General features: G+C 71.8%; 11 protein-coding genes. 3 read left to right on the plus strand and 8 right to left on the minus strand.

The window, feature by feature from the left end:
• Positions 1 to 19: 19 nt before the first annotated feature.
• Together B2363_RS12530 and B2363_RS12535 are read right to left on the minus strand one after the other, a co-directional pair.
• Positions 20 to 6040 (minus strand): Ig-like domain-containing protein, encoded by a 6021-nt coding sequence (locus tag B2363_RS12530; RefSeq protein WP_286930631.1) that lies wholly within the window; start codon positions 6038 to 6040, stop codon positions 20 to 22.
• Between the two features lie 315 nt (positions 6041 to 6355).
• Entirely contained in the window at positions 6356 to 7753 is a 1398-nt protein-coding gene (locus B2363_RS12535; RefSeq protein WP_286930632.1) for an NAD-dependent succinate-semialdehyde dehydrogenase, read from the minus strand.
• Between the two features lie 53 nt (positions 7754 to 7806).
• Between B2363_RS12535 and B2363_RS12540 the strand changes: the two genes are divergently transcribed.
• Entirely contained in the window at positions 7807 to 9483 is a 1677-nt protein-coding gene (locus B2363_RS12540; protein ID WP_286930633.1) for an alpha/beta hydrolase, read from the plus strand.
• Between the two features lie 13 nt (positions 9484 to 9496).
• Here the strand turns inward: B2363_RS12540 and B2363_RS12545 are convergent, their stop codons facing one another.
• Entirely contained in the window at positions 9497 to 10138 is a 642-nt protein-coding gene (locus tag B2363_RS12545; RefSeq protein ID WP_286931531.1) for a DedA family protein, read from the minus strand.
• Positions 10139 to 10206: 68 nt separating this feature from the next.
• On the opposite strand from B2363_RS12545, the gene B2363_RS12550 reads away from it, so the two are divergent.
• Positions 10207 to 11577, plus strand: coding sequence for a hypothetical protein (locus B2363_RS12550; protein ID WP_286930634.1), 1371 nt, complete (start codon positions 10207 to 10209; stop codon positions 11575 to 11577).
• Here B2363_RS12550 and B2363_RS12555 read toward each other — a convergent pair.
• The 5 genes from B2363_RS12555 to B2363_RS12575 all read right to left on the minus strand — a co-directional run bounded on the left by B2363_RS12555 (position 11564) and on the right by B2363_RS12575 (position 17251).
• Positions 11564 to 12703 (minus strand): MalY/PatB family protein, encoded by a 1140-nt coding sequence (locus B2363_RS12555; protein ID WP_286930635.1) that lies wholly within the window; start codon positions 12701 to 12703, stop codon positions 11564 to 11566. The two genes, B2363_RS12550 and B2363_RS12555, sit on opposite strands and share 14 nt — an antisense overlap.
• Positions 12704 to 12793: 90 nt before the next feature.
• Positions 12794 to 13864 (minus strand): cohesin domain-containing protein, encoded by a 1071-nt coding sequence (locus tag B2363_RS12560; protein ID WP_286930636.1) that lies wholly within the window; start codon positions 13862 to 13864, stop codon positions 12794 to 12796.
• A complete protein-coding gene (locus B2363_RS12565; protein ID WP_286930637.1) occupies positions 13861 to 15699 on the minus strand; it encodes an amidase family protein in 1839 nt (612 codons plus the stop codon). The genes B2363_RS12560 and B2363_RS12565 overlap by 4 nt, the downstream gene beginning before the upstream one ends.
• A gap of 172 nt (positions 15700 to 15871) precedes the next feature.
• The gene (locus B2363_RS12570) at positions 15872 to 16624 is read right to left on the minus strand and encodes a hypothetical protein (protein WP_286930638.1); all 753 of its coding nucleotides are present in this window, start codon (positions 16622 to 16624) and stop codon (positions 15872 to 15874) included.
• Between the two features lie 51 nt (positions 16625 to 16675).
• The gene (locus tag B2363_RS12575; RefSeq protein WP_286930639.1) at positions 16676 to 17251 is read right to left on the minus strand and encodes a uridine kinase family protein; all 576 of its coding nucleotides are present in this window, start codon (positions 17249 to 17251) and stop codon (positions 16676 to 16678) included.
• A gap of 91 nt (positions 17252 to 17342) precedes the next feature.
• On the opposite strand from B2363_RS12575, the gene B2363_RS12580 reads away from it, so the two are divergent.
• Positions 17343 to 17816, plus strand: a complete 474-nt coding sequence (locus B2363_RS12580) for an SRPBCC family protein (RefSeq protein WP_181753652.1) — start codon at positions 17343 to 17345, stop codon at positions 17814 to 17816.
• The last annotated feature ends 101 nt before the right edge of the window (positions 17817 to 17917 follow it).

Raw genomic sequence — 17917 nt, forward strand, 5'->3', positions numbered from 1 at the left:
CCCCGGGCGAATCGAGCGATCAGGCCCGGCGGCGGCGTGCCATCACGATGGCGAGAGCACCGAGCGCGATCGCACCCAGTCCACCGGCCAGCGCACCGAGCGTGGCACTCGAGCCCGTGTCCGCCAGCGGCGAACGGTCGGCCGCGCGGTCGTCGGCCTTCTCGTCGCCCCGGTCGCTGCCGTCGACACTGTCGTCGTCACCCGCGACGTCGGGGTCGTCGCCCGGCTCGGCCGGCGCGTCGGGAGCCGCTGTCACGTCCACCATGACGGTCGCCGTGTCGCAGACGGGCACCGGAGTGGAGTCGTCGCAGCGCTCGTACTCGAAGGAGTCCGTGCCGACGAAGCCCTTCTTCGGCGTGTAGCGCACGGTGCCGTCCTGCAGGACCTCCGCGACGCCGTGCTTCGGCTGCGTGGTGACCCGCGCGGCCGTGAGCGGACGACCGGTCCGGCTGGTGTCGTTGCCCTCGACCTCGATGACCACGGGTCGACCCTCCTGGGTCGTGGCCTTGTCGTCGCCGGTCACGACCGCGTTGGCCCGCACCTTCACGGGGATCGTCACGGTGTGGCACTGCACGGGCTTCGACGTGTCGCACACCCGCAGGTCGAACGCGTCGTCACCGGAGTAGCCGTCGTTCGGCGTGTAGGTCACGGCACCGGTCTGGGGGTCGACGGTCACGTCACCGTGGGCCGCGCGTCCGGCGACCACCGACTGCGGATCCAGCGCCGCACCCGCGGCGCTCACCAGGTCGGCGAGCGGGAGCGTCAGCGCCTCGTCCTGGTCGGTCTCGACACCGTCGGAGACCAGCGGCGCGTTCGTGAACGCGTTCACGACCGTCACCGTGACCGTGGCGGTGTCGCACACCGGCGTGGGCGTCGACGTGTCGCACACGCGGTACTCGAACGTGTCCTCACCGGAGAACCCGGCCTCGGGCGTGTAGGTGACCAGGCCGTCGGCGTCCACCACGGCGGTGCCATGGGCCGGGGCCGTCGTGACCGTCGGGTGTGCCAGCGTCTGGCCGGAGGCCGAGCCGTCGTTGTCCCTCACGTCGACGTCGACCTCGGTGCCGAGCGCCGTCGTCGCGGAGTCGTCGGCCGCGGCGACCGCGTTCGCGGACACCTCGACGCCGATCGTGACGGTGGTGCACTGGGCCGGGACCGACGTGTCGCACACGCGGACCTCGAACTCGTCGTCACCGGAGTAGCCCGGGTCCGGGGTGTAGGTCAGCTCGCCCGTGGTCGGGTCGACCGTGACCTCGCCGTGGTCGGGACCGTCGGGGACGGTGACCGCGGTGGGGTCGAGCGGCTTGCCGGAGGGCGAGACCACGTCACTGAGCGGGATGTCCTTCGGAGTGTTCTGCGGCGTCGCGACGCCGTCCTCGACGGCGGTCTCGTCGGCGAAGACGTTCTCGACCGTGACCGTCACCGTGGCCGTGTCGCACACGGCGGCCGGCGTGGAGGTGTCGCACACGCGGTACTCGAACGTGTCCTCACCGGAGAACCCAGCCTCGGGGGTGTATGTGATCCGGCCGTCGGACTCGACCACGGTGGTGCCGTGCTCCGGCGCCTTCGTGACCGTGGGCGCCGCAAAGGGCTGCTCCGAGGCGCTGTCGTCGTTGCCACGGACGTTGATCGTCCGGGGCGTCTCGACCGCCGTGGTGGCCGAGTCGTCGGCCGCGTCGACGGTGTTCGCGCCGACCGAGACCTCGATCGTGACCCTCATGCACTGGACCGGGGCGGACGTGTCGCACACGCGCACCTCGAACTGATCGTCACCGGTGTACCCGGGGACCGGCGTGTAGGTCAGCTGGCCCGTGACCGGGTCGACCGTGGCGGTCCCGTGCTCGGGAGCCAGGGGGATGGTGACCTTCGTCGGGTCGAGCGGCTTGCCGGTCGCGGAGACGACGTCGTCCAGCTCGATCTTCTTCGCCGTGTTGTGCGGCGTCGAGACGCCGTCCTCGACCGCGCTCTCGTCACTGAAGACGTTCTCGACCGTGACCGTCACCGCGGCCGTGTCGCACACCGCGGCCGGCGTGGAGGTGTCGCACACGCGGTACTCGAACGTGTCCTCACCGGAGAAGCCGTCCTCGGGGGTGTACGTGATCCGGCCGTCGGACTCGACCACGGCGGTGCCGTGCTCCGGAGCCGTCGTCACCGTCGGAGCCGCGAGCGCCTGGCCCGACGCGCTGTCGTCGTTGCCACGGACGTTGATCGTCCGGGCCGTCTCGACCGCCGTGGTGGCCGAGTCGTCGGCCGCCTCGACCGTGTTCGCGCCGACCGTGACGCCGATCGTCACCGTGCTGCACTGGACCGGGTCCGAGGTGTCGCAGACGCGCACCTCGAACTCGTCGCCACCGGTGTAGCCGGCATCGGGGGTGTAGGTCAGCTCGCCCGTGGCCGGGTCGACCGTGACCTCGCCGTGGCCGGGCTCCTCGGAGACCGTGACCTTGGTCGGGTCGACCGGCTTGCCGGTCGCGGAGACCACGTCGGCGAGCGGGATGTCCTTGGCGGTGTTCTGGGGCGTCTTCACGCCGTCCTGCGCCGCGGTCCCGTCGCTGAAGACGTTCTCGACCGTGACCGTCACCGTGGCGGTGTCGCACACGGCGGTCGGCGTCGAGGTGTCGCACACGCGGTACTCGAACGTGTCCTCACCGGAGAAGCCGTCCGCCGGGGTGTAGACGATGCGGCCGTCCACCGTGACGGAGGCGGTGCCGTGCTCCGGAGCCGTCGTCACGGACGGCAGCGCGAGCGCCTGGCCCGAGAGCGAGGTGTCGTTCTGGCGGACCAGGACCGCGGTCGCCGTCCCCACCTCGGTGGTCGCGGTGTCGTCGGACGCCGCGACGGTGTTCGCGCCGACCGTGACCTCGATCGTGACCGTAGTGCACTGCGCCGGGCTCGAGGTGTCGCACACGCGCACGTCGAACTCGTCGTCGCCCGAGTAGCCCGGGTCCGGGGTGTAGGTCAGCTCGCCCGTGGTCGGATCGACCGTGACCTCGCCGTGCGCGGGTGCCTCGGGGATGGTCACCGCGGCGGGGTCGAGCGGCTTGCCCGAGGGCGCGACCACGTCAGCGAGCGGGATGTCCTTCGGGGTGTTCTGCGGCGTCGTGACGCCGTCCTCGACCGCGCTCCCGTCACTGAAGACGTTCGTCACCGTGACCGTCACCGTGGCTGTGTCGCAGGCCGCCGTGGGCGTCGAGGTGTCGCAGACCCGGTACTCGAACGTGTCCTCACCCGAGAAGCCGGCGGTCGGCGTGTAGGTGATCCGGCCGTCGGACTCCACCACGGCGGTGCCGTGGGCGGGAGCCGTCGTCACCGTCGGCGCCGCGAGCGACTGGCCCGAGGCGCTGTCGTCGTTGCCTCGGACGTTGATCGTCCGCGGGGTCTCGACGGGCGTGGTGGCCGTGTCGGCGGTGGCCGTCACCGTGTTGGCGGTCACCGTGACGTTGATCGTGACGGTGCTGCACTGGACCGGGCTCGACGTGTCGCACACGCGGACGTCAAACCGGTCGGCGCCGACGTAGCCGGCGTCCGGCGTGTAGGTCAGCTCGCCCGTGGTGGGGTCGACCGTCACGTCGCCGTGGCTCGGCTCCTCGGACACCGTGACCTTGGTCGGGTCGAGCGGCTTGCCGGTGGCGGAGACCACGTCGGTCAGCGGGATGTCCTTCGGCGTGTTCTGGCGCGTAGTGACGCCGTCCTCGGCGGCCGTCTCCTCGGCGAAGACGTTCGTCACCGTGACCGTCACCGTGGCGGTGTCGCACTCCGCGGTGGGCGTGGAGGTGTCGCAGACGCGGTACTGGAAGGTGTCCACACCGGAGAAGCCGGCGGTCGGCGTGTAGGTGATGCGGCCGTCGGACTCGACCACGGTGCTGCCGTGGGCCGGGGCCGTCGTGACGCTCGGCGCCGCGAAGGGCTGGCCCGAGGCACTCTCGTCGTTGCCGCGGACGTTGATCGTCCGGGGCGTCGCCACCGGGGTCGAAGCCGTGTCGTCGTCGGCCGTCACCGTGTTGGGCGAGACCGTCACCGCGATGGTGACCGTCGTGCACTGGGCCGGGTCCGAGGTGTCGCACACGCGGACGTCGAACTCGTCGTCACCGACGTAGCCGGCGTCCGGGGTGTAGGTCAGCTCGCCCGTGACCGGGTCGACCGTCACGCGACCGTGGTCGGGAGCACCGGGGACCGTCACCTTCGTCGGGTCGAGCGGCCGGCCCGACGGGGAGACCACGTCGGCGAGCGGGATCTTCTTCGCGGTGTTCTGCGGCGTCGTCACACCGTCCTCGACGGCGGTCTCGTCGCTGAAGACGTTGGTCACGGTGACGGTGATCGTCTGGGTGACCTCCTGGCCGGAGGCGTCGCGCAGCGTGTACGTGAAGCGGCCGGTGCCGGAGAACCCGGGGGCCGGGGTGTAGGTCACGACGCCCTGGTCCAGTGCGACCGTTCCGTGCTCGGGCGAGCCGACACCGACGAGCTCGAGGCCCGTGCCCCGGCCGAGCGCCTGGAGGGCTGCCTCGGAGATCGTCACGGGGACTTCGGCCTGCGTCGTGCGGCTGCCCGGGTCCGCCTGCGGCGTGACCTGGACGAGGACGGTCACGAGCGTCCCGTCGGACATGCGGTACGTGAAGGAGTCCGAGCCGGAGAAGCCCGCCGGCGGCGTGTAGGTGTAGCGACCGGCGGCGTAGGCGACCGTGCCGCCCTTCACCGAGGTGCGGTCGTACGTGCCGTTCGAGGTGTCCGTGACCGTGGCCGGGACGTTGACCTCGGTGGCGAGGACGACCTGCGTCTCCGCCGTGGCCGGCGGGGCGGGGTTCGGGTCCTCGTTGCCGATGGCGTAGGCCTTGTTGATCAGCGGGCCCGGGGTGGAGGGCGCGGTGGCGCTGACGTTGACGACCGCCTCGGCGCCGACCGGGAGGTAGCCGCCGTTGCACGTGGCGATCTTCTGCGTGGTGCCGGTCACGACGCACGACGTGTCGGTGCTCGTCACGCTGACGTTGCCGAGGTTGTTCGGGAGCACGTCGTTGAGGACGAAGCCCGACGTGTTGCCCGGGCCCTCGTTCTTCACCACGACGCGCCACGTGATGGTCTTGCCGACGACGACGGTGGCGGGGCCGGTCTTCGTCACGCTGAGCTTCGACTCCAGGGCGGTGGCGCAGTTCGTCGCGTCGCTGCGCTGGTTCGACGGGGCGGTCACGCGGCTGATCAGCTCGAACGTGGGCGTCGCCTGGTCGGCGTTGCGGATCGCGATCTGGTACATGAAGCCGTTGGTCGCGATGAGGGCGAGGTTGCCGTTCGTCATCGTGAACGCCGAGCCGTAGGAGTTGGTCGGCATGATGTCGGTCGGCACCGTGAAGGCCGTGACGGCACCGGTGGAGGGGTTGATGCGGTAGAGCTCGGACGCCTGGCCGTAGTTGGCGGCCCACAGGTAGCCCTTGAGGAACGTCAGGTCGGCGAAGCGGATGCTCCGCGAGAGGGTGATCGTCGTGCGCGTCGGTCGCGGGGTGCTCGAGGTGCTCGTGACGTTCTTCAGCCCGGCGATCCTCTGGATCGTCGTCGTGCCGGCGTTGCCCGAGGCCACGTAGTAGTTGCCGTCGGCGTCGAACTCGCCGCTGTCCCACAGGGTGCTCGGGGGCGCACCCAGCGCCGTGCTCGCGTCGCCCAGCGGCGTCACGGCACCCGAGCGGTTGATGCGGGCGAGCGAGCCACGGATGTTCGTGCCCGAGGTCTGTCCGTAGAACGTGCCGTAGAGGTACTCGTCGGTCGGGTTGAACGCGAGCGCGTTGAACACGTTCGCGCCGGTGTAGTTCGTTCCGATCTGGGTCCACTGGGAACCACCCGAGGTCGTGTACGAGCCGGTGTTGAGCTTGACGGTGCCCACCGGGTCCTCGGCCTGGGCGAAGAAGCGCGGGACCGTGCAGTCGAACGCGGGCGCGGGTGCAGCCTCGGCGACCGGCGCGGGCGCGAGGACCGTCATGGTCCCGGCGAGGCTGAGCGCGATCAGGGTGAAGGCGGTGGCACAGGTGAGCAGACGGCGGTGCAGACGGAACGCCATGGAAATACGAGACCTCTCGACAGAGGGAGCTTCAGAGCACGCGAAGGCAGGACGAGATCGGGCCCGATCGGTGCGATCCGGCCCGTCGTTGCTGGGTCCTGAGGGAGCGTGTCCGGCTCCCTCCGGACCGCTCCGGCAGGACGCTACCCGCGGCGGTCCTCGCCTGTCGGCGTTTCGGCGCCCTGCGGGCGCGGAGCCGTCGAGAAGGGTCCCAAAGAACTACACAGGGGTGACCAAAGTGTCATGACGCACACCACATGAGTCACATGAGGTGAGTTCCGAAGCACCCGCCGCGCCTGGCGACGGGCGGGCGGATCACGGGGCCAGACCCACGTACTTGGTCTCGAGGTACTCCTCGATGCCCTCGTCGCCGCCCTCGCGACCGAAGCCCGACGCCTTCATCCCGCCGAACGGTGCGGCCGGGTTGGAGACGACACCCTGGTTGATGCCGACCATGCCGGTGTCGAGGCCCTCGTAGACCTTGATCGCGCGCGAGTAGCTCTGCGTGAACGCGTAGGCGACGAGACCGTACTCGGTGTCGTTGGCCATCTGCAGCGCCTCGTCGTCGTCGGAGAACGTGAAGATCGGCGCGACCGGCCCGAAGATCTCCTCACGCCAGACCCGGGCCTCCCGGGGGACGCCGGTCAGAACGGTGGGCGGGTAGTAGTAGCCGGCACCGTCAGGCACCGCGCCGCCGGTGAGCACCGTGGCACCGTGCTGCTTCGCGTCGTCGACGAGCTCGGCCACCTTGTCGCGCTGCTTGGCCTCGACGAGCGGGCCCACCTCGGCCTGCTCCATCCGCTTCGCGAAGCGCGTGGCGAACTCCTCCGCGAGCGACTCGTGGACGATGAAGCGGTTCGCGGCCGTGCAGGCCTCGCCGATGTTGCGCATCTTGGCCAGCATCGCGCCGTCGACCGCCTTCTCCAGGTCGGCGTCCTCGAAGACCAGGAACGGGGCGTTGCCGCCGAGCTCCATCGAGACGCGCAGGACGCCCTCGGCCGCCTGCTCGATGAGGGAGCGACCCACCTCGGTGGAGCCGGTGAACGTGAGCTTGCGCAGCCGGGGGTCGCGGATGATCGGCTCCATCACCTTCCCGGTGCTCTTCGTCGTGACGATGTTGAGGACGCCGTCGGGCAGGCCGGCCTCGGTGAGGATCTCGCCCAGGCTCAGCATCGTGAGCGGCGTCAGCGAGGCGGGCTTGACCACCATCGTGCAGCCGGCCGCGATCGCCGGGCCGATCTTGCGGGTGCCCATCGCGAGCGGGAAGTTCCACGGCGTGATCATCAGGCACGGGCCCACGGGCTGCTTCAGCGTCAGCAGCCGAGTGGCGCCGTTGGGGGCGACGGAGTGGCGGCCGGCGATCCGCACGGACTCCTCGGCGAACCAGCGGAAGAACTCGGCCCCGTAGGCGATCTCGGCCTTCGACTCGCTGACGGGCTTGCCCATCTCGGCGGTCATCTGCTCGGCCAGCTCGTCGGCGCGCTCGGTGATGATCTCGAACGCGCGCCGCAGGATCTCCCCGCGGTCGCGCGGCGCGGTGCGCGCCCAGTCGGCCTGCGCGGCGACCGCGGCGTCGAGCGCCGCCCTGCCGTCGGCCACGGAGGCGTCGGCCACCGTCGCGAGCGTCTCCCCCGTCGCGGGGTTCTCGACGTCGAAGGTCGCGCCGCCCTCGGCGTCGCGCCACTGTCCTGCGATGAAGAGCTGATGGGCCATGCTCCCGACGCTACCGCGCTCGGCGCCTGCCTTCGACCTGTCAGACTTCGGCCATGCACGACCGCCTGCGCGGGTGGATCCGGCTCACGCTGCCGGGACTCCTCGGCGCCTTCGCCTTCGCCCTGCTGTCCCTGACGCCGTCCCTGCTGCCCCGGCCCGCCCTGTTCCAAGGACTCGTCACGGGCGTCACGGCCGCGATCGGGTACGGCCTGGGCGTCGCCCTCGCCTGGGTCTGGCGCGCCTTCGCCGACCGCGAGGCGCGACGACCGAGCCGGCGGCAGTGGCGCTGGACGATCGGAGTCGGGCTCGTCGCGCTCGGGATCGTCGACGTGATGAGCGTGCGCCAGCAGGACCGGGTCCGCGAGCTCATGGGCATGGGCGACGCCAGCGCCTGGCGCCTCGTCACGGTGCCGGTCGTCGCCGTGCTCGTGTTCGCCCTGCTGGTCGCGGCCGGCCGGGGGCTGCGTCGCGCCACCCGGTGGGTCTCGGCCCTCCTGGCCCGTCGGATCGGCGCACAGGCCGCCCGCGCCACCGGCGTGGTCCTCGTGGCCGCGCTGACGTTCTTCACACTGAGCGGCGTCGTCTACGACAACGCCATCGCCGCGGTGGACTCCTCCTTCGCGCTGGGTGACCAGCAGGTCTCGTCGAGCCTCGAGGCGCCCACCAGCACCTTGAGGTCGGGCAGCCCGGACTCCGAGCTGGCGTGGGAGGACCTCGGCCGGCAGGGACGCCGCTTCGTGGCACGCGGCCCGAGCGGCGAGGAGATCGCGGAGTTCACCGGCAGGCCGGCCCTCGACCCGATCCGCGCCTACGCCGGCACCGCCAACGCCGAGGACGTCGAGGAGCGGGCGCGGCTCGCCGTCGACGACCTGGAGCGGGCGGGCGGCTTCGACCGCGCCAACCTGCTGGTGGCCGGGACGACGGGCTCGGGCTTCATCGAGCCGAGCGCGTCGAACTCGTTCGAGTACCTCACCGGCGGCGACTCGGCGATCGTGTCGATGCAGTACTCGCACCTGCCGTCCTGGGTGTCGTTCCTGGTCGACCAGCGCGCCGCACGCCACGCCGGCCGCGCCCTCTTCGACGCCGTCTACGAGCGGTGGAGCGCCCTGCCCGCCGACGACCGGCCGCGGCTGTACCTCTTCGGCGAGAGCCTGGGCTCGTTCGCGCTCGAGACGGCGTTCAGCGGCGAGGCCGACCTGCGCAACCGGACCTCGGGCGGGCTCTTCGTCGGGCCCCCGGGGTTCAACTCGCTGTTCACCGAGTTCCGCGAGCAGCGCGACCCGGGCAGCCGCGAGATCGAGCCGATCTTCCGCGACGGGCGCACGGTGCGCTTCACGAACGACCCGTGGGGACCGACGATCCCCCTGACCCGGCCGTGGGACGGGCCGCACCTGCTCTACCTCGTGCACCCGTCCGACCCGATCACGTGGTGGAGCCCGGACCTGATCTGGGACAAGCCCGACTGGCTCTCCGAGCCGCGCGGCTCCGACGTCGCGAACGCGATGCGCTGGTACCCGATCGTCACCTTCTGGCAGACCTCGGCCGACATGGCGGTGGGGATGGCCGTCCCGTCGGGACACGGCCACGACTTCGTCGGCGAGCACGTCGCCGCCTGGGCCTCGGTGCTGCAGCCCGAGGGCTGGACCAGCGCCGACCTGCGCCGCCTCCAGCAGCAGATCGTCGACGCCGACGCCGAGAACGCCGGCGTCCCCCCGTCGCTGCGCGACTGACCCGGGGAAACCGTCAGCGCTCGCGCGGGTCGCGCAGCTCGCGGACGCGGGTGATGACGAACCAGCCGCAGACCACGAGGACGGCCAGGATCACGAGGCGCTGGAACCAGTCGGCCCAGGGCTCGATGACGTGCCAGTTCTCGCCCAGCGTGTAGCCGGCGCCGACGAAGATCGAGTTCCAGATCAGGCTGCCGAGGGTCGTCAGCAGCAGGAAGATGCCGAAGGACATCCGCTCCACGCCGGCCGGGATCGAGATGAGACTGCGGAAGATCGGCACCATCCGGCCGAAGAAGATCGCCTTCGTGCCGTGCTTGGCGAACCAGGCCTCGGTGACCTCGAGATCGCGCAGCTTCAGCAAGGGGGTCCGCTCGAACACCCAGGCGGTGCGGTCGCGCCCGAAGAGGCGCCCGAGCCAGTACATGATGCAGGCGCCGATCACGGAGCCGGCGGTGGTGGCGAACAGTGCACCGGCGAGGGAGAACCGGCCCTGGCTCGCGGCCAGGCCCGCCATCGGCAGCACGATCTCGCTGGGGATCGGGGGAAAGAGGTTGTCCAGGCCCACCGCGAGGGCGGCACCGAACAGGCCCATCCGGTCCATCAGGTCGACCATGAAGCCCGCGAGTCCGTCGATCTCCTGGTCGGTCGCCTGAATCATCACCCGGCAGAGCATAACGAGCGGTGCTCAGCGCGTCGCCGTTCCGACGAGCCGGGTACCGTCGCCGGGTGCACCCGTTCCGCCGTCTCCTCGCCGCCACCGGCGCCGTCGTCCTGCTGACGACACTGCTGGCCGCGTGCGAGGGCGAGGACTCCGGGCCCGACGCCGAGACCGTCCGGGCCGCCGAGCCGTCCGGGCTCGCCGCGGCCCCGGCCGGCGACGTCGTCGCCGCCTCGCGCTTCCTGCTCGAATCCGCATCGGCCGTCGTGCTGGTTCCCGCCGAGGAGCCGCAGGCCGCCCTCGACCGTGCGCTCGACCTCGGCGTGCCGGCGCTGCCGGACACCGAGGCGGGTCGGGCCGAGGCGAAGCGGCTCGGCGCCCGCATCCTGGCCGCGGACGACGCCGCCGGAGCCGGAGCAGACCCGATCGAGCGCGCCGTCCGCCCCACCATCGCCGCCACCGGGAAGCCGTCCCGCGAGCTGCTCGCGATGGCCGACCTGGGCGACGCCGACCTCGTGCGCATCGCCACCGACCCGCGCCGGCACGCGCCCTCGGCGAAGCTGTTGCGTTGCGACCCCGACGGCGCCCTGCTCTCCCTCGGCGCCGACGACTACGCCGTGCGCGTGGTGCGGACGGACGCCCAGGCGGTCGGCGGTGGCTGGTTCGCCACCCGCGGCAAGCACCTCGTCGCCATGTACGGGCACCCGTCCGGCCCGGCGCTCGGCGTGCTCGGGGAACAGGGCACGAAGGCCTCCGTCGCCCGCGTCCGCAAGCTCGTGCGCAAGTACCGGAAGGCGGCGCCGGACGAGCACTTCGTCCCCGCGTTCGAGATCATCACCACCGTCGCGGCCGCCGACAAGGGACCGCACGGCGACTACTCCGCCCGCACCGAGGTGTCCGACCTCGAGCCGCTCGTCGACGCGGCCGAGAAGGCCGGCATCGTCGTGATCCTCGACCTCCAGCCGGGCCGCTCGTCGTTCCTCACGCAGGCCAAGGAGTACGAGTCGCTGCTGCGGCGCCCCCACGTCGGCCTGGCCCTCGACCCCGAGTGGCGGCTTGGGCCGAAGGGCAAGCCTCTGCAGCGGATCGGCCACGTCGGCGCGAAGGAGGTCAACCGCACCTCGGCGTGGCTCGCCGCCCTCACGCGCAAGCACGCACTGCCGCAGAAGGTGTTCGTGCTGCACCAGTTCCAGACGCAGATGATCCGGAACCGCGACCGGGTGCGCACCGATCACCCGGAGCTCTCCACGGTCATCCACGTGGACGGCCAGGGCAGTCCGGGCGCGAAGTTCGGCACGTGGGGCGTCATCCGCGAGGATGCCCCCGCGAACGTCGGCTGGGGCTGGAAGAACTTCGTCGACGAGGACGAGCCGATGCTCGACGTCGCCCAGACCTGGCGCCGCGTGCGCCCCCACCCGGAGCTCATCACCTACCAGTGAGCGTGTCCCCGATCCGGTCGAGCAGGCGGCTCAGCCGCTCGGCGCTGGTGCCGAAGTTGAGCCGCGCGAAGGTGGAGGAGTCCAGCGAGGTGTGCGCCGTGAAGTCGGGACCGGGCGCGAGCCGGACCCGGCCGCGCTCGAGGATCCGGCCGGCCGGGTCGTCCGCGATCGGCGTGGCGCCGAAGTCCAGCCACGCGAGGTAGGTCGCCTCGGCGGGGCGGACTCCCACGCCCACCTCGTGGGCCCAGGCAGTGACCGTGTCGCGATGGGCCTGGAGCACGGCGACGAGCTCGGTCAGCCACGCGTCACCTTCGGTCCAGGCGGCCACCGCGGCGGCGCGAGAGAGTGTGCTGACCCCGCCGAGGTAGGCGAACGGCAGCGCGGCCAGTGCCTCGCGCACCCGGGCGGGTCCGACGTGGGCCACGGCGCAGTGCAGCCCCGCCAGGTTGAAGGACTTCGAGGCCGAGGTCACCGTCACCGTGCGGTCCTCGACGTCGCGGCCCAGCGAGGCGAACGGCACGTGCCGCCGGCCGTCGAACGCGAGGTCGGCGTGGATCTCGTCGGCGAGGACCACGAGGTCCAGCGCTGCCGCCGCCTCGGCGATCGGTCGCAGCTGCTCCGTCGCCAGCATCCGGCCCGACGGGTTGTGCGGGTTGACGAGCACGACGAGCGCCACGCCCTCGCGCCGCCACAGGTCGACCAGCTCGTCAGCCGTCGCCTCGAGGGGCAGCGGGACGACCGTGCGGCCGGCGTCGGCGATCGAGGTCAGGAAGACCGGGTAGCTCGGCACGTGCAGCGCGATGCCGTCACCGGGAGCGGTGAGCGTCTCCACCAGCACCTGGAACGCCTGGATGACGTCGGTGAACAGCCGGCCGCGCCCGCCGGCCGGGTCCCAGCCGTGCCGATCGGACATGCGCCGCTCGAACGCCGCCACGAGGGGATCGGGGGCGTCGAAGTCGGGATACCCCACGTCGCCGCGCGCGAGCCGCTCGTGCACCGCCCGGACCACGACCTCGGGCACCTCGACGTCCATGTCGGCGACCCATGCCGGCAGCACGTCGGCGGGCGTCGTCGTCCACTTGAGGTTGTCGCGGTCGCGCAGGGTCTCGTCGCTTCGGTCGAACACGCGTCGAGTCTGCCCCACGGTCCCGGACGCGGGAAGGCCGCGGACCCGGGGGTCTGTCACCCCGGATCCGCGGCCGCCTGGGACCCGACGTCAGCGCACGCGCAGCTTCACCAGACGGGAGCTGCCCTCGACACCCGACTGCGGGACGTAGACGAAGCGCACCGCCGAGCGGCCCTTCTTCGCCACGCGCAGCCAGACCGTCGCGCTGCCGTCCTTGACCTCGACGTTCTTCTTGACGAGCCGGCCGCCCACGTAGACCCGGATCGTGCCCTGGGGACTGATCCCCGAGGCCTTCACCGACACCCGCGCCTTGAAAGCCGCCTTGGCCTTCACCGAGCCGGGCACCTTGGCGCCCGTGCGGCTCACGGCCTTCGTCGTCACCCTGATCGCCCTCGCGACCGCGGTGCCGTCGGCGTGATCGGCCTTGGTGGCCGTCACGCGGGCGGAGATCGAGGCCTTGTAGTCCGCCGCCGTCAGGCGGTACGTCGAGCGCGTGGCCCCGGCGATGGCCTTGCCGTTGCGCAGCCACTGCACCCGCGTGGAGACGCCCTTCACCGACCACGTGCCGGGCGAGACCGCGAGCACCTTGCCGACCTGGGCACTGCCCGAGATCTTCGGGGCGGTGACGGCGGTCGGTGCCGCGATCCGGTCGACGGCAACGGACGCGCCCTCGACCTCGACCGTGCGAGCCTCACCGTCGGTGCCGACGAGCTTCAGCGACGGCACGGCGAGGGCCGCGGTGCCTGCCTTGCGGGCCGTGAACGTCGCCGAGACGAGCGACACGTCGCCCTCCGCGGCCGGCGAGGTGCCCAGCTTGGTGTGCAGCACGACGAGGTCGCCCTGCACCGACGCGTAGGTCGAGCCGGTCACGTCGGTCGACGCGCTGTCGGCCTCGTAGGCCAGCACCGCCGGGTCGAAGTCCAGGGCGAGCTCGTAGGCGAACACGTCCTGCACGTTCTCGGCCGCCACCGTGACGGTGACCTCGTCGCCGACGGCCACGCTGGAGTCCGAGGTGGTCACCGCGAACGTCGGCTCGTCGGCCTGCGCGGGCGTCATCGCCAGCGCACCGCCCAGCAGGGCCACCGAGATCGCCCCGACCGCGCCGCGCCGCATCGTCTTCTTCGTCATCTGTCGTCCTCGGATCGTCTGGTCGCGGTTCACGGTGCCTCCTGCGCGAGCGGGCCGTAGAGCGCCGGCGTGGTGCGATGGCGCGTGCCCTGCTCGTAGTCGTAGGCCAACCCGAGCAGCGGGCCCTCGTCGAACTGGCGACCCAGGAACTCCAGGTTCATGCCCGCCGAGGGGTCCGCGGCGTCAGCGCCCATCGGCACCGTCACGGCCGGCATCCCGGTGTTCGGGCTGAGCCGCATGTTGGTGCTGAAGGTGCCGTACTGCGTTCCGGAGGGGTAGACGACCGCGTCGATGTCCTGCGCATCGAGCAGGGCCGTCACCTGCGTGTGACCGAGCGCGAGCTGCGTCGTGTGCGAGCCGTTCGGCCCGGCCCACGCCTGGTAGGTCTCCTCGGTGATGCCATTCCGCTGGACGTACGTGGAACGGTAGGCGGGCGCGAACTTGCCGCTGTCGATGATGCCCTGCAGCGTGTTCGCCTCGACCTCGGACGACAGGTGCGTCGCCATGTACTGCGCGAGGTCGTGCTTGAACTCGTTCGTGCTGCCGCTGCCCTCGTTGAGCACGCGGGTGAACGCGGTGCCCTCCTCGGCGGTCATCTGCACCGGGACGACGGTGGCGCCCTGCGCTTCGAGGTCGGCCTTCGCCTGCTCGAAGCGGCGGGCCGCGGCGGCCTGTCCGGCGTTCGTCGCGGTCAGCGACGGGACCATCTGCGGGAAGTAGCCGATCCGCTTGCCCTCGAGGGCGTTCGGGTCGAGGTACTTCGTGTACGAGTTCGGCACCTTGCCGATCTGTCGCTGCGTGACCGTGTCGTTCTCGTCGACGCCGACCACGGCGTCCATCGCGATCGCTGCATCGGAGACCGAGCGCGCCATCGGGCCGCCGGTGTCCTGCGACAGGGCCAGCGGCACGATGCCGTCGCGCGAGGCGAGGCCCACCGTGGGCCGGACGCCGACGAGCTGGTTGTAGCTCGACGGGACGCGGATCGAGCCTCCGGTGTCGGAACCGAAGCCGAGCGCGGCGAGGTTCGCCGAGATCGAGGCACCGGTGCCGCCCGAGGAGCCGCCCGCGGTCTTGCTCGTGGCGTAAGGGCTCGCGACCAGCGTGCTGCGCTGCGTCGTGGTGTCGCCGTTCACGGTGACGCCCTGGAAGGCGGAGAACTGCGAGCTGAAGCCGTAGGCGAACTCGTCGAGGCTGGCCTTCGCCAGCACGACGGCGCCCTGGGCGCGCAGGCCCTCGACCATCTCGGCGTCGTCCTGCGTCTGGTTCTCCTCCCAGCACGCACAGCCGGCCGTGGTCGGCATGTCCTTCGTGTCGTAGTTGTCCTTCAGCGCCACGGGGATGCCGAGCAGCACGCTCGTCATGCCGTTCTCGGCGCGCTCGGCGTCGGCCGCGGCGGCCAGGTCGAGTGCCTCGGGGTTCGTCGAGATGATCGACTTGAGCGGCCGGCCGTTCGCGGCGGGGTCGACCTTCGCGTTGTCGTAGGCCTCGATGCGGTCGAGGTACTGCCGGGTGAGGTCCACCGAGGTCAGCACGCCGGCGTTCATCGCGGCCTGCATGTCCAGGACCGACGCCTCGACGAGCTCGAACTTCCCGTCGTCGTAGATCATCGCCTGCGCGAGTCGGGCCACGTCGGTGACGGTGATGGTGTCGTCGCCGTCGTGGTCGGCGGCGGACACGGCGGCCCAGCCGTCGTCGGCCGACGTCGTGCCGACGCGGCCGGCGAGCAGGTCGACGTCCTCCTGCGTGACGGCGTCGTCGCCGGTGAGGTCGGCGGCGGTGAACCGCGGTGCGAGGTACGAGCCGGCGTCGGTCGTCCCCTCGGCGCTGGTGGCCGGGGTGCCGGCGGCGATCAGGACCGCCCCGGTCATGCAGGCCAGTGACAGGGCTACCCCTGTTCGGATGGGTGTGCGTCTCACCATGTTCCTCTCGACGTGGGATCTCCCCGACGTCGTCACGCTAGGAACGCGATGTTGCGCAGGTGTTTCGTGTGGGTGTTGGTGTCAAGAACTGCGGGTCGCCCGGGTTACGAGTGGTGTCGCGTCAGTCCGGGAGCGCTCGCGAGGACTGCCACGCCGTCTGCGCCGCGAGCAGCACGATGGCTGCGACCGCGATGACCAGCGCGGTCGTCGACTCCCCGGCGACGGCGGCGATGATGCCGACCAGCGCCCACATGACGGCTGCCGCGTAGCCCGGGCTCCGCGGCAGCTGCGAGTTCACCGCGAGGGCGAAGACGACGGCCGCGACGAGCAGGGCGATCTGCCAGCCGCGGTCGTCGGGCTCGGCGAGGTCGAGCTCGAGCACCCCCGTGCCGAGGTTGAGGAAGACCGCCGCGCTGACCCAGCCGGCGTAGATGCCCGAGGTCGCGCGGGCGAGCCAGGTGGTCCACGCGGGCTCGACCGGGCGGGTGTGCGCCGCGAGGCGGGCCGCGTCGATCGCCACGGCGGTCATGAAGGCCAGCACGAGGAACGTGGCCCAGCTGATGGCGGCCGCCGACACCGCGATCCAGACGGTCGCACCGACGTAGAGCAGGATCAGGTCGACCACGAAGCGCCGCTTTCCCACCCCGTCACCGCGCCACAGGGTGGCGATCGCGTGGGCCAGGGCGAGCCCGTAGATGAGGCTCCAGATCGAGAACGCCCAGCCGGCCGGGGTGATGAGCAGCGAGTCGCTGTCGTCGCCGGGCCGGGCGACGTCGGCGAGGGCCTGGACCACCGGGGCGACGATCTGCGCGATCGCCGCCGCGAGCAGGGCCCAGCCGAGCCGACGATCGGTGTGCACGTCGGTGGAGGTCATGCCTCCACGCTAGGCGCGGCTCCGGGGACTCGCAGGGTGACGGGTGAGCGCTCAGCGGGTCGGGAAGAGCACGTCGGCGACCTCGCGCGGGGCGAACCGCTGCTCGAAGTCGCGCTCGTTCGGCTCCCAGACCTCGGTCCACACCCGGTCGTGGTCGTTGCCGTCGTCGCGGTCGCGCGCGATGCCGCGCTGCGTCGCGGTCCACAGGTCGATCTCGCACCAGACCGCCAGGTCGAGCAGCGGCAGCGTCGTGGGGTGGAACAGGCCCACGAGGTCGATCACGAGGACGTCGGCACGCGGCACCGGCTCGGGCTCGGTGAGGCGGCCCCGGTCCCAGTCGTGGCGCTGGAACTCCCCGGGGACCTCGTCGCGGAACGGACGCAGCACGTCGTCCACGAGCCGGTCGCGCTCGACGCCGTCCCAGTCGGGCGAGCGCCGGTGCACCCGCACCGGGTCGAGGAAGTCGTCACCGCGCAGCCGCACGGCGTCGGGCAGGGCGGCAACCAGGCGACGGGCGAGGGTGGACTTGCCCGACCCACCGAACCCCGAGATGCCGACGATCGCCGGGCGGCCGAGCTCACGCTGGCGGGCGGTGACGACCTGGACCAGCTCGTCGAGATTGCTCATCGCGTCCCAGCCTCGCCCGGCCCACGGGCACCCGCAAGATCTCGGGTCCGCAACGCTGGTCATCGTGGGGGCTGCCGCCTACGGTCGGGGCATGACCGACCACGTGGTTCTGCGCTACACCCGCACCTACCCGCTCGAGGTGGCCGAGGCGTTCGAGCGGCTGCTCGAGCTCGACCTCACGGCGCTGTTCGACCGCCGGTACGCCGCGATCCCGCGCATCGCGCAGGTCCGCGACCAGGAGGGCCCGTGGCGCACGCCCGGGCAGACGCGCACCATCGTCCTGGCGGACGGCGGCACGATGCGCGAGGAGCTGACGGCGGTCGAGAGCCCGTCGCGGTTCACCTACCGGATCTCCGGCATCACGGGCCCGATGAAGCACCTGATCACGTCGCTCGACGGCGCTTGGACGTTCGAGCCGGCGGGAACCGGCGTCCGCATCGGCTGGACGTGGACGGTGCGCCCCGAAGGGCGTCTCGGCCGCCTGGCGATGCCGGTCTTCGGCCGGATGTGGCGCGGCAACGCGCGGCAGGCCTTCGACAACATCGAGAGGCTGCTGGTCCGCTGACCGGAGGACCTCAGACACGCATCGGCCGGGGCGCGCGCGGCGCGTCCCGGTCGATGCGTCCCCCCGAGTAGGTCCCTCCCGATGGGGCGAGGCCGGCACCA

It is taken from the genome of Aeromicrobium sp. UBA7512, from assembly GCF_002476985.1.
In the GTDB taxonomy this organism is placed as follows: Bacteria; Actinomycetota; Actinomycetes; order Propionibacteriales; family Nocardioidaceae; genus Aeromicrobium; species Aeromicrobium phoceense.

What these genes read in the sequence shown, in the direction of transcription:
- B2363_RS12535 (WP_286930632.1), bottom strand. Translation starts at nt 7,753, where the DNA reads ATGGCCCATCAGCTCTTCATCGCAGGACAGTGGCGCGACGCCGAGGGC.
- B2363_RS12565 (WP_286930637.1), bottom strand. Translation starts at nt 15,699, where the DNA reads ATGACCGGGGCGGTCCTGATCGCCGCCGGCACCCCGGCCACCAGCGCC.
- B2363_RS12540 (WP_286930633.1), top strand. Translation starts at nt 7,807, where the DNA reads ATGCACGACCGCCTGCGCGGGTGGATCCGGCTCACGCTGCCGGGACTC.
- B2363_RS12530 (WP_286930631.1), bottom strand. Translation starts at nt 6,040, where the DNA reads ATGGCGTTCCGTCTGCACCGCCGTCTGCTCACCTGTGCCACCGCCTTC.
- B2363_RS12580 (WP_181753652.1), top strand. Translation starts at nt 17,343, where the DNA reads ATGACCGACCACGTGGTTCTGCGCTACACCCGCACCTACCCGCTCGAG.
- B2363_RS12545 (WP_286931531.1), bottom strand. Translation starts at nt 10,138, where the DNA reads ATGATTCAGGCGACCGACCAGGAGATCGACGGACTCGCGGGCTTCATG.
- B2363_RS12570 (WP_286930638.1), bottom strand. Translation starts at nt 16,624, where the DNA reads ATGACCTCCACCGACGTGCACACCGATCGTCGGCTCGGCTGGGCCCTG.
- B2363_RS12575 (WP_286930639.1), bottom strand. Translation starts at nt 17,251, where the DNA reads ATGAGCAATCTCGACGAGCTGGTCCAGGTCGTCACCGCCCGCCAGCGT.